Consider the following 12,127-nt stretch of genomic DNA (forward strand, 5'->3'; position numbering starts at 1 on the left):
CGCGGGCCGCCCGGAGGCGATGCTGCTCTAAGCCCAAACGGCGCCACGAAGAGTTGAACCTGCGGCCGCACCCGGGGGGCCGGGCGGGCCGCCGGGGACGGCGCGGGCGCGCTCGGGCCGAACGCGCCCGCGACCCGGCTCAGGCGACGACCGAGACCATCCGGCCCTTCACCACGATCACCTTGCGCGGCTCCTTGCCGGCCAGCACGCCGGCGACCGCCTCCAGCGCGGTCGCGCGGACCACGTCCTCGGGCGCGTCGGCCGGCACCTCGACCCGGCCGCGGACCTTGCCGTTGACCTGCACCGGGTAGGTCACCGACTCGGCCACCAGCAGGGCCGGGTCGGCCACCGGGAAGTCCGCGTACGTCAGCGAGGTGTCGTGGCCCAGCCGGCGCCACAACTCCTCGGCGATGTGCGGGGCGAACGGGGCGACCATCAGCACCAGCGGCTCGGCCACCTCGCGCGGCGTCTCCGCCAGCCTCGTCAGGCCGTTGGTCAGCTCGATCAGCTTGGCGATCGCGGTGTTGAACCGGATCGCGTCCATGTCGACGCGGACCCCGTCGATCACCTTGTGCAGCAGCCGCCGGGTCGCCTCGTCGGCGGGCGCGTCGGTGACCCGCGACGCGCCGGTCCCCTCGTCGACCACCGTGCGCCAGACCCGCTGCAGGAACCGGTACGAGCCGACCACCGCCCGGGTCTCCCACGGGCGGGAGACCTCCAGCGGGCCCATCGACATCTCGTACACCCGGAACGTGTCGGCGCCGTACGCCGCGCACATGTCGTCCGGGGTGACCACGTTCCGCAGCGACTTGCCCATCTTGCCGTACTCGCGCCGGACCTCCGTCTCGCCGTGGAACCACCGGCCGTCGACCTCGACGACCTCCTCGGCCGGCACGTACGCGCCGCGCGGGTCGGTGAACGCGTACGCCTGGATGTAGCCCTGGTTGAACAGCCGGCGGTACGGCTCGAACGAGGAGACGTGCCCCAGGTCGAACAGCACCTTGTGCCAGAAGCGGGCGTACAGCAGGTGCAGCACGGCGTGCTCGGCCCCACCGACGTACAGGTCGGTGCCCCCGCAGTCGCCAGGCCGCCGCGGGCCCATCCAGTACGCCTCGTTCTCCGGCTCGGCGAAACGGTCGGCGGCGGTCGGGTCCACGTAGCGCAGCTCGTACCAGCAGGAGCCGGCCCACTGCGGCATCACGTTGGTCTCCCGGGTGTACCGCTTCGGCCCGTCGCCCAGGTCCAGCTCCACCTCGACCCAGTCGCGCCGCCGCGACAGCGGGGTCTCCGGGTTGCTGGCGGCGTCCTCCGGGTCGAACGTCTTCGGCGAGAAGTCGTCCACCTCGGGCAGCTCGACCGGCAGCATCGACTCCGGCAGCGCGATCGGCGCCCCGGTCTCGTCGTACACGATCGGGAACGGCTCGCCCCAGTAGCGCTGCCGGGAGAACAGCCAGTCCCGCAGCCGCCAGGTGGTCGCGCCGACGCCGTGCCCCTCGGCCTCCAGCCACCCGATGGCCCGGGCCTTCGCGTCGGCCAGCCCCAGGCCGTTCAGGTCCAGACCGGCCGCGGGCGCGGCGCTGTTGATCCGCGGCCCGTCCCCGGTGTACGCCCCGCCGGTGAACCCCTCCGGCGGCTGCACGGTACGCACCACGGGCAGCTCGAAGACCTCGGCGAACGCGTGGTCCCGCTCGTCCTCGGCGGGCACCGCCATGATCGCGCCGGTGCCGTAACCGGCCAGCACGTAGTCGGCGATGAAGATCGGCACCGGCGCGCCGGTGACCGGGTGGTCGGCGTAGGCGCCGGTGAAGACGCCGGTCTTCTCCCGGGTGTCGGCCTGCCGCTCCATGTCCGTCTTGGCGGCGGCGGCCTTGCGGTACGCCTCGACCGCCTCGCGTGGGCCCGCGTGCCCGCCGGTCCAGGCGTCCCGGGTCCCCGCCGGCCAGGCGGCCGGCACCAGCGCGTCGACCAGCTCGTGCTCGGGCGCCAGCACCAGGTAGGTGGCGCCGAAGATGGTGTCCGGCCGGGTCGTGAACACCCGCACCGCGGCGGCGGCGGTCGGGAAGTCGATGTGCGCACCGGTGGACCGGCCGATCCAGTTGCGCTGCATCAGCTTGATCGGCTCGGGCCAGTCCAGCGTGTCCAGGTCGTCCAGCAGCCGGTCGCCGTACGCGGTGATCCGCATCATCCACTGCTTCAGGTTGCGCTTGAAGACCGGGAAGTTGCCCCGCTCGGAGCGACCGTCGGCGGTGACCTCCTCGTTGGCCAGCACGGTGCCCAGCCCGGGGCACCAGTTCACCGGCGCCTCCGAGACGTACGCCAGTCGGTGGTCGTCGACGACGCGGCGGCGCTCGGCCACGGTCAGCTCCGCCCAGGGGCGGCCGTCCGGGGTGGGCCGGGTGCCGCCCTCGAACTCGGCGATCAGCTCGGCCACCGGGCGGGCCCGGCGCGCGTCCGCGTCGTACCAGGAGTTGTAGACCTGCAGGAAGATCCACTGCGTCCAGCGGTAGAACTCGGTGTCGATGGTGGCGACCGAGCGGCGCTCGTCGTGGCCCAGCCCCAGCCGGCGCAGCTGCGCCTTGTACCGCTCGATGTTGGCCACGGTGGTGGTCCGCGGGTGGGTGCCGGTCTGCACCGCGTACTGCTCGGCCGGCAGGCCGAACGCGTCGAAGCCCATCGCGTGCAGCACGTTGTGGCCGGCCATCCGCTGGTAGCGGGCGTAGCAGTCGGTGCCGATGTAGCCCAGCGGGTGGCCGACGTGCAGGCCCGCGCCCGACGGGTACGGGAACATGTCCAGCACGTACAGCTTCTCGGCGCCGGCCCGGGGGTGCCCCGGGTCGGCCAGCGGGCCGGTCGGGTTCGGGGCGTGGAAGGTGCCCTCCCGTTCCCAGGTGTCCTGCCAGCGGTGTTCGATCTCCTCGGCCAGGGCGGCGGTGTACCGGAACGGGGGAATGTCGGTGGCCGGTGCGGCTGCCTCACTCATGGCGTCTCCTCGGCGCGGTCTCATCGGGTGGTGGAGGTCTGCTGCGGGCACAAAAAAGCCCCTCGCGCAGGAGGGGCGGCCGTGCTGTCGCGCGTTCAGCGCATCAGCACGGCTCGGTAAGAAGCAGGAAGACTCCGGCCATGGGTCGCAGTGTACCCCGGTCCCCCGTCCGGCGAATATTCCGGGCGTAACCGACCGACCACCTGCGGGAGTCGGCGTTCCCGGCAAACATGGTTAGCCTGAGAGGCCAGTGAGATGCGTGCGGCAGACGAGGCTCGGCGTCGCGAACCCAACGGCGGGTCCAGGTGCTCTATACAGAGCTGCCGTTCCGGCGACGAGGAGGAGGCCCGTGACACAACAGACCTGGGACGAGGTGGGCGGTCTGCTGCCGCACGACGAGTTCCGTGCCGCCAGCGAGGCCGTCGTGGCCAACATCGAGCAGGTCATCGAGGGCAAGACAGCCACCGTCCGGCTCGCCCTGGCGGTGCTGCTCGCCGAGGGCCACCTGCTCATCGAGGACGTTCCCGGCGTCGGCAAGACCAAGCTGGCGAAGGCGATGGCCCGCTCCATCGACTGCTCGGTCCGCCGGATCCAGTTCACCCCCGACCTCCTGCCCAGCGACGTCACCGGCGTCAGCGTCTACAACCAGGAGACCCACGACTTCGAGTTCCGCCCCGGCGCGGTCTTCGCCAACCTGGTGGTCGGCGACGAGATCAACCGGGCCTCGCCGAAGACCCAGTCGGCCCTGCTCGAGTGCATGGAGGAGCGGCAGGTCACGGTCGACGGGGTGACCTACCAGCTCCAGACGCCGTTCATGGTGATCGCGACGCAGAACCCGATCGAGATGGAGGGCACCTACCCGCTGCCCGAGGCGCAGCGGGACCGGTTCACCGCCCGCATCGCGATGGGGTACCCGGACCCGAGCGCCGAGCTGGCCATGCTGGACGGACACGGCGCCACCGACCCGCTGTCCGGCCTGCGCCCGGTCTCCGACGCGGCCACCGTGCGGCGGCTGATCGGCCACGTCCGCCAGGTGCACGTCGCCGACGCCGTCAAGCAGTACGCGATCGCCCTGGTGACCGCCACCCGAGAGGCGCCCGACCTGCGGCTCGGCGCGTCCCCGCGGGCCACGCTGCAACTGCTGCGCACCGCCCGCGCGGTGGCCGCGCTGGAGGGCCGCGACTACGTCCTGCCGGATGACCTCCAAACCCTCGCGGTGCCGGTGCTGGCACACCGGATCATCCCGACCGCGGACGCGCAACTGGCCCGGCGCACCACCGACGCGATCGTCGCCGAGCTGGTGCACCGCCTGCCGTTGCCGCACGACCGGCAGCGCTCCCCGTACGACACCCGGCCCGGCGGTGGCACCGGCAACGGCAACGGCCGGGGGCCGTACGAGCCGCGGAGGCCGTGACGTGCGCGACGGGCTGCGCGGGCTGACCACCCGCGGGCGCTCCTTCCTGGCGGCCGCGGTCGCCGCCGCGCTCTCCGCCGCCATCCTCGGTGAGAAGGACCTGCTCCGGGTGGCCGTCCTGCTCGCCGTCCTGCCGCTGCTGGCCGCCGCGTACGTCGGCCGCAGCCGCTACAAGCTGGCCTGCAACCGCACGCTCGATCCGCACCGGGTGCCGGTGGGCGCCAGCTCCCGGGTGGTGCTGCGGTTGCAGAACCTGTCCCGGCTGCCCACCGGCACGCTGCTCCTGGAGGACCGGCTCCCCTACGCGCTGGGCAGCCGGCCCCGGGTGGTGCTGGAGCGGCTCGGCGCGCACCAGGCCAGTTCCGTGGCGTACACGGTCCGGGCCGACGTGCGGGGCCGCTACGACGTGGGCCCGCTGGTGATCCGGCTGACCGACCCGTTCGGGCTGTGCGAGCTGACCCGCTCGTTCCCCAGCACCGACCACCTCACGGTGATCCCCCAGGTCACCTCGCTGCCCGCGGTGCGGCTGCCCGGCGAGTACGCCGGCAGCGGCGACAGCCGGGCCCGCTCGGTGGCCGTGCACGGCGAGGACGACGCCGCCACCCGGGAGTACCGGATGGGCGACGACCTGCGCCGGGTGCACTGGAAGTCGACCGCGCGCACCGGCGAGCTGATGGTGCGCCGCGAGGAGCAGCCCTGGGAGAGCCGGGCGACGGTGGTGTTGGACACCCGCGCCGCCGGGCATCGCGGCGAGGGTCCGACGGCCAGCTTCGAGTGGGCCGTCTCGGCCGCCGCCAGCATCGCCGTGCACCTGCGCCAGGCCGGCTACAAGCTGCGCCTGGTCACCGGCAACGGCGCCGACGTGGGCGCCACCGAGGCCGGCGGCGAGGGGGTGCTCCTCGATCACCTCGCCGAGGTGCACCTCGACCGACGCGGTGAGATCACCACGCTGGTGCAGCAGGTCCGGCAGCGGGCCGACGGCGGCCTGATCATCGCGCTGCTCGGCACGCTCGGCGACGCCGAGGCGGAGCTGCTGGCCGGGCTGCGTGGCAACGGCGCCACCTGCGTGGCGTTCCTGCTCGACAGCAACACCTGGCTGAACCTGGCGCCGAAGGCACGGGCCGAGGCGGAGCGGGCGCACGGCAGTGCCGCGCTCGCCCTGCTGCAGAGCGGCTGGCGGGTGATCGGGGTGGAGCACGGCAACCGGCTGCCGGCGCTGTGGCCGCAGGCCGGGCGCGGCTCCCAGGGCTTCGCCCTGCGGGCGGCGCTGGCCGAGACCGTCGCCGGAGGCATGCGATGACCGGAAGGGTGGTTCGGTGATCCCGCACCGCAACATCGGCTTCGTCGCCGCGGCGGCGACGCTGCTGGCGGCGGCCCCGCTGTCGGCGATCTTCGAACGCTGGACGTGGCTGGTCCAGGCGGCCATCGTGGTCGCCGTGGTGGCCGGCGCGGCGGCGCTGGCCCGGCTGGGACGGGCCCCGCTCTGGGGCCAGTTGCTGGCCATGCTGGCCGGCCTGACCCTGGGCCTGACGTGGGTCTTCCCGGGCGGCACCGAGGCGTTCGCGTTCGTGCCGACCCCGGCCACGTTCGCCCACTTCGGCGACCTGCTCCAGACCTCGTTGCAGGACATGCGCGGCTACGGCGTCAAGGTGCCCGACGTCGACTCGCTGCTCTTCCTCGCCGTGCTCGGCATCGGCGCGGTGGCCGTGGTGGTGGACGTGCTCGCGGTCGGGCTGCGTCGGCCGGCGCTGGCCGGGCTGCCGATGCTGGCCATCTACTCGGTGCCGGTGGCGGTCTACGTGGACAGCGTCCCGGCCACCCCGTTCGTGGTGGGCGCCGCCGGCTACCTGTGGCTGCTGGTCACCGACAACGTCGACCGGGTACGCCGGTTCGGGCGCCGGTTCACCGGCGAGGGCCGCGACGTCGACGTCTGGGAGGCGTCGCCGCTGGCCGCGGCCGGCCGTCGGCTGGCCGTGGTCGGGGTGGTGGTGGCCGTGGCGCTGCCGCTGGCCGTGCCGGGGATGACCGGCGGCCTGATGAACAACCTCGGCACCGGCCCCGGCGACGGCAACGGGCGGCCCGGCCAGGGCGGCAGCACGGGCCGGATCGACCTGTTCGCCGCGCTCAGCGGGCAGCTCAACCAGAGCGAACGGTTCGACCTCGTCAAGGTCACCACCAACGAGCCGAACCCGTTCTACCTGCGCCTCGGCGTGGTGGACGATCTGCGGCCGAGCGGTTTCCAGGCGCGCGTGCCCAGCGGGCAGCCGGTCACCCGCGGCCTGCCCGACCCGGCCGAACGCGCGCCCCGCGGGGTCGAGCAGCAGCGCTACCGCGCCACCGTCGAGGTGACGAAGAACCTGAACATGCCACTGATGCCGGTCTACGCCGAGCCGGTGAAGACCGATGACCTGGCCGGCAACTGGCGCTACGACCCGCAGCAGCAGATCGTCTTCTCCAGCCGGGACAACGCCCGCGGCAAGCGCTACTCCTTCGACTACGTGCGGTCGACGTTCAGCCCGGCGGCGCTGCGCGCCGCGCCGTCCCTGCCGTCGGACAGCGCGGTGCTGCGCCAGCAGACCATCACCCCGTCGGTCCCGGCCGTCGACCGGCTGGTCGAACGGCTGGTCAAGGGCCGGCAGACCGACTACGACAAGGTCCGGGCGGTCTACGACTACTTCTCGGTGGAGAACGGGTTCACCTACGCGCTCTCCACCCGCGCCGGCAGCAGCGGGGACGACATCACCGACTTCCTGGCCACCAAGGTCGGCTACTGCCAGCAGTACGCGGCGGCCATGGCCTGGCTGGTGCGGGCGGCCGGCGTACCGGCCCGGGTGGCGGTGGGGTTCACCAACGGCAGCAACGGCGGCGACGGCTCCTACGTGCTGACCAACCAGAACCTGCACGCATGGACCGAGGTCTACTTCGGCGGGATCGGCTGGGTGCCGTTCGACGCCACCCCGGCGGCGAGCATCCCGGGTTCGGTGCGGTCGGCCTGGGCCCCGGACACCGACGCCCCGGAGGAGATCACCCCCGCGCCGGGCAGCAGCGCCGCGCCCGACGCGACCGACCCGTCGGCCGGCCCGAACGAACCGGACCGCCTGGACAAGGACGCCGACCAGGGCCTGGCGGTCGGCGACAACGGGCCGACCCGGCAGGACCAGGTCTGGCCGTGGTGGCTGGCCGGGGTGCTCGCGCTGCTGGCGTTGCTGGCCCTGCCGGCCCTGCGCCGCTCCGCGCTGCGTCGTCGGCGGCGGGTCCGGGCGACCCTGCCGGCGGCCACCGCGATGGCCGTGCCCGGGCAGCGGGGCCGCGGCCCCGAGATGGTGGTCGGGGTGGACGCCGAGGCGGCCCGCGCCGACGCGCACGCCGCCTGGGACGAACTGCTCGACACGCTTGTCGACTTCCATGTGCCGGTGGACGGCACGGAGACGCCGCGGGCCACCGCCGAGCGGTTGAGCCGGGAGGCGCTGGTCGAGGACGCCGGCGCGGTGACCGGGGTACGGCTGCTGGGTCGGGCCGAGGAGCGGGCCCGGTACGCCCGTGACCCGCTGACCGACGCCGAGTTGCAGCCGGCCTTGCGGACGGTCCGGGGAGCGCTCGCCGCCCGGGCGGACCGGCGGACCCGACTGCTGGCGGCGGTGCTGCCGCCGTCGGTGCTGGCGCGGTGGCAGAACGCCCTGGCCGAGCGGTCGTCCCGCCTGGTCACCGTCACCGGGCAGGCCCGGCAGCGGATGCTGCGCTGGAACCCGCGTCGCCTACTGGCCAACCGCCCCGCCCGCTGACCCCTCCCCCTCCGCCGCCGTAGTGGCTCATTCACGGAAAGAGTGGTTATCCGGGCCCGGATAACCACTCTTTCCGTGAATGAGGGGGACAACGTACGGGGTGGAGGTGACGCGGCGAATGCGCTTGCCGGCACACGCCGGCAAGCGTCCGTCGCGGCCCCGCCCGGGTCAGGGGCGGGGCGTGGTCAGCGGTGGCCCTCCGGGCGCTGCCGCCAGCGGTCCTCCATCCGATCGAGGAAGGAGCCCCGGCGGCCACTGCGGCCACGGGGACGACGCCGACTTGTCGTTGTGCCGCCCACCACGTGCAGGTCGGGCGACTGGGACCGGCGGTGCGACTGCACCGCGTAGCCCAACGAGGCCAGCATGACGACGAAGCCCGCCACGGCCACCGCAGGAATCTTGATCACGGCACCGTAGATCAACAGTGCCAGACCAGCGACGACCACGCCGGCAGCGACGAGCACGCGACGCCGCGCGTGGAAACGCGGGTCGCTGGCGCGCACGGCCGAGGCGAACTTGGGATCCTCGGCAAGCGACCGCTCGATCTGCTCGAACAGCCGCTGCTCGTGCTCCGAGAGCGGCACGGCACTCCTCCCCGGTCACGTTGGTCGGCCCGGGCGGGCCGACAGACCGTGGCAGCCAACCGGCTGCTTACCCGCAAGTCTACGAGGGGGCTCGCGCGTCGGAAAGCGGGACGACCTACGGCCGGGTCGGTTTTTCGACTTGTCGTGGATCGCGCCGGCCGAGAAGACTGGCCGGACCTATGACGGACCGCCCGAAACGGGCGGCCGCCGCGTCCGCCGCCGCTTCCGCCTCCCGCCACCCCCGCTCCGGCGCACCCAGGGTGAGCTGCTGCGGCGTCTGATCCGCCACGGCCAACCCCTCCATCCGTACGCCGACCAGACGAACCGCCTCGCCAGGGGCGAGAGCGAGCCAGAGCGCCCAGGCCGTGTCGAACATCTCCCGTGCGGTATCGGTCGGCACGCCGAGCGTACGGGAACGACTGATCGTGCGGAAATCGGCGAACCGGACCTTCAGCGACACCGTGCGACCCACCTGACCGGCCGCCCGCAGCCGGGCGCCCGCCTTCTCGGCCAGGGCGAGCAGCGCGCGCCGGATCTCGACCGGGTCGGTGACGTCGGTGTCGAACGTGACCTCCGCCCCGATCGACTTCTCCACCTGCTCCGGGGAGACCCCGCGCGGGTCCCGCCCCCGGGCCAGCTCGTGCAGGTGCGTCGCGGACGCCTCGCCCACCGCCCGGCGCAGCAGACCGGCCGGCGCCTCCGCCAGGTCGCGCACCGTACGCAGGCCGAGCCGGCGCAACGCCTCCGCCGAGCGTTCCCCCACCCCCCACAGCGCCGACACCGGCAGCGGGTGCAGGAAGTCCAGCACCCGGTCGGCGGGCACCACGAGCAGGCCGTCCGGCTTGGCCCGGGTGGAGCCCAGCTTGGCCACGAACTTCGTCGGCCCCACCCCGACCGAGCAGGTCAGCCGCTGCTCCTCGGCCACCCGGCGACGGATCAGCGCGGCGATGGCCGCCGGTCGCCCGAACAGCCGGCGGGCACCGGCCACGTCGAGGAACGCCTCGTCCAGGGAGAGTGGCTCGACCAGCGGGGTGACGTCCCGGAAGATCTGCATGACCGCCCGGGACGCGGCCGAGTAGGCGGTGAAGTCGGGCGGCAGGTAGACCGCGCCCGGACAGAGCGCCCGCGCCCGGGCGGTGGGCATCGCGCTGCGGACCCCGAACTCCCGGGCCTCGTAGCTGGCGGAGCTGACCACGCCGCGTGGCCCGACGCCGCCCACCACCACCGGCCGGCCACGCAGCTCGGGGCGGCGACGCACCTCCACCGAGGCGAAGAACGCGTCCATGTCGACGTGCAGGATGGAACAGCCGGTGTCGTCGGCGTCCGGCCCGAAGCGCGGGTCACCGCCGCCCCGGGGCAACGACTGGCTGCGGCCCATGCCCCGCAGGCTAGCCCGCCGGTCCGACAACCCCACCGGCCAGCCCCGTCCGGCCAGCCCCGTCCGGCCGGGCGCGACCGGACCGGTCAGCCCCGGACCACCAGCAGCGGGACGGTCATCTCCGCGGCGGTGTCCGCACCGTGGTACGCCACCAGCCGCGACACCATCGGCGGCTCGGACCGGGTGGCGACCACCGCGTACGTGTCCCGGCAGACCACCACCACGTCGCCGATCCGGGCCAGGTGTGCCTCCGGCACCGGCCCGAACCAGCCGGTGGCCACCGCCTCCGCCCGGGTCAGCACGTCGGCCGCCCCGCCCAGCACCCCACGCCAGGCGGCCACCACGTCGGCCTCGGCGCCCGGCTCGACGTGCAGGTAACGGACCCGGGGCTCGCCGGCCACCACCCGCACCCCGGCCCGCAGCCGGGGATCGGCGTCCAGGTCGATCCGGTGCCCGGCGGGAATGTCGAGCTGGCCGTGGTCGGCGGTGACCAGCAGCGCGGCGTCCGGCGGCAACCCGTCCACCAGGCGGGCCAGCAGCGCGTCCACCTCGGCGGCGGCCACCCGCCAGGGCGCCGAGTCGACGCCACTGAGGTGCCCGTGCCGGTCCAGGTCGGGGTGGTAACCGGAGACCAGCGTGGGCCCGACGCCGGCGGCCACCGCGGTGAGCATCCGGGCGGCGAGCGCGTCGATCCCCGCCGCGCCCCGGTAGTCGCCGCCCCGGTTGGCGGCCAGCGTCAGGCCACTGCCGGCGAACTCGGGGCGGCTCACCACGGTCACCGCCACGCCGGCGGCGCGGGCCCGCTCGTACCAGGTGGGGACCGGTTGCCAGCGGAGCGGGTCGGGGTCGCCGGCCCAGTCGACGTGGGTGAGCACCCGGTCGGTGCCGGGCACCCGGACCGTGAAGCCGAGCACGCCGTGCGCGCCCGACGGGGCGCCGGTGCCGAGGCCGACCAGGCTGGTCGGGGTGGTGGAGGGGAAGCCCACGGTGAGCGGCGTGCCGGTGGTGGCGGCCAGCCCGGCCAGCGTCGGCGCGTACCGGGCGGCGGTGGGGATCTGGTGCCAGCCGAGGCCGTCGACGAGCAGCACGGCGATCCGGCGTACCCCGGCGAGCCGGGACGTCAGGTCGAGCCGGTCGACCGCACCGGGCACGCCGAGCAGCGACAACGCGCTGGGCAGCACGTCGACCAGGCCGCCGCCGTCGTAGCGGGGCGCGACCCGGTCCAGTGGGGCCGGGACGGGGCCGGTCATGCCGGGCGGCGGGCGAACAGGTGCAGTTGGGCGGCCAGGTCCCGGTACGGCGGCCGACCGGCCAGGGCCCGTTCCAACTCCACCAGGGCGGCCGGCTGACCGTCGGCCACGGCGGCCGGCAACAGGTCGGCGAGCACGCGTACGCCGTGGATCTCCTCGACGACGAGCCCGGCGGCGGTGAGCAGCGCGGTCGCGCCGTCGGCGTCGTAGCGGCGGCGCAGCGTGTCCCGGCCGCCGGCGGTGCCGTGCGGGTCGGCGGCGAGCGCGGCGGCGGCGTCGAGCTGCCCGTTCATCGCCCGGCCGAGCACCGCGGCGGCCCGCGCGGCGACCAGCACGCTGGCCGCGCCGCCGGGACGCAGCGCGGCGACCAGCGCCGCCGTCACCGGCTGCGGGTCGTCGACCACCTCCAGGACGGAGTGGCAGAGCACCAGGTCCACCGAGGCCGGTTCGACCAGCCCGGCGAGCGCGTCGGCGTCGCCCTGCGTCGCGCGTACCCGATCGGCGACCCCGGCCTCGGCGGCCCGGCGGGTCAGCGCGGCGAGCGCGTCGGGGCTGGCGTCGACCACGGTGACCCGGTGGCCGGCCTCGGCTAGCGGGACGGCGAAGCCGCCGGTCCCGCCGCCGACGTCGAGCACGGCGAGCCGTCCGTCGGCCCGCCGGCTCAGCTCGGCCCGGAGCACCGACCAGATCACGGCGGTGCGGGGGGTGAGGGTTCGGGTCTGCTCCACGAGGGGAGCCT

Annotated in this window: 8 protein-coding genes; 3 read left to right on the top strand and 5 right to left on the bottom strand. The window is 74.5% G+C overall.

Annotated features, from left to right (window positions below; genetic code table 11):
- Nucleotides 1-139: 139 nt before the first annotated feature.
- Nucleotides 140-2,980 (bottom strand): leucine--tRNA ligase, encoded by a 2,841-nt coding sequence (gene leuS / locus ACZ6O5_RS22535; RefSeq protein WP_465979817.1) that lies wholly within the window; start codon nucleotides 2,978-2,980, stop codon nucleotides 140-142.
- 349 nt (nucleotides 2,981-3,329) lie between these two features.
- Here leuS and ACZ6O5_RS22540 point away from each other — a divergent pair, with 349 nt between their 5' ends.
- From ACZ6O5_RS22540 to ACZ6O5_RS22550, 3 genes are read left to right on the top strand one after another with little or no spacing between them, the layout of a single operon-like run.
- Nucleotides 3,330-4,394, top strand: coding sequence for an AAA family ATPase (locus ACZ6O5_RS22540; protein ID WP_465979818.1), 1,065 nt, complete (start codon nucleotides 3,330-3,332; stop codon nucleotides 4,392-4,394).
- A gap of 1 nt (nucleotide 4,395) precedes the next feature.
- Complete coding sequence (locus ACZ6O5_RS22545; RefSeq protein ID WP_465979819.1) at nucleotides 4,396-5,694, top strand: DUF58 domain-containing protein; 1,299 nt, start codon at nucleotides 4,396-4,398, stop codon at nucleotides 5,692-5,694.
- Nucleotides 5,695-5,710: 16 nt separating this feature from the next.
- On the top strand, nucleotides 5,711-8,176 hold the full coding sequence (locus ACZ6O5_RS22550) for a transglutaminase TgpA family protein (RefSeq protein ID WP_465979820.1): 2,466 nt from the start codon (nucleotides 5,711-5,713) through the stop codon (nucleotides 8,174-8,176).
- A 185-nt stretch (nucleotides 8,177-8,361) separates the two neighbouring features.
- Here the strand turns inward: ACZ6O5_RS22550 and ACZ6O5_RS22555 are convergent, their stop codons facing one another.
- The 4 genes from ACZ6O5_RS22555 to ACZ6O5_RS22570 all read right to left on the bottom strand — a co-directional run bounded on the left by ACZ6O5_RS22555 (nucleotide 8,362) and on the right by ACZ6O5_RS22570 (nucleotide 12,116).
- Nucleotides 8,362-8,760, bottom strand: coding sequence for a DUF3040 domain-containing protein (locus ACZ6O5_RS22555; protein ID WP_107162615.1), 399 nt, complete (start codon nucleotides 8,758-8,760; stop codon nucleotides 8,362-8,364).
- Nucleotides 8,761-8,875: 115 nt separating this feature from the next.
- The gene (locus tag ACZ6O5_RS22560; RefSeq protein ID WP_465979821.1) at nucleotides 8,876-10,138 is read right to left on the bottom strand and encodes a DNA polymerase IV; all 1,263 of its coding nucleotides are present in this window, start codon (nucleotides 10,136-10,138) and stop codon (nucleotides 8,876-8,878) included.
- A gap of 86 nt (nucleotides 10,139-10,224) precedes the next feature.
- A complete protein-coding gene (locus ACZ6O5_RS22565; RefSeq protein WP_465979822.1) occupies nucleotides 10,225-11,388 on the bottom strand; it encodes an alkaline phosphatase family protein in 1,164 nt (387 codons plus the stop codon).
- Complete coding sequence (locus ACZ6O5_RS22570; RefSeq protein ID WP_465979823.1) at nucleotides 11,385-12,116, bottom strand: methyltransferase domain-containing protein; 732 nt, start codon at nucleotides 12,114-12,116, stop codon at nucleotides 11,385-11,387. Before ACZ6O5_RS22570 ends, ACZ6O5_RS22565 begins: the two co-directional genes overlap by 4 nt.
- Nucleotides 12,117-12,127: the final 11 nt, after the last annotated feature.

The organism is Micromonospora sp. NPDC049201, from assembly GCF_055586805.1.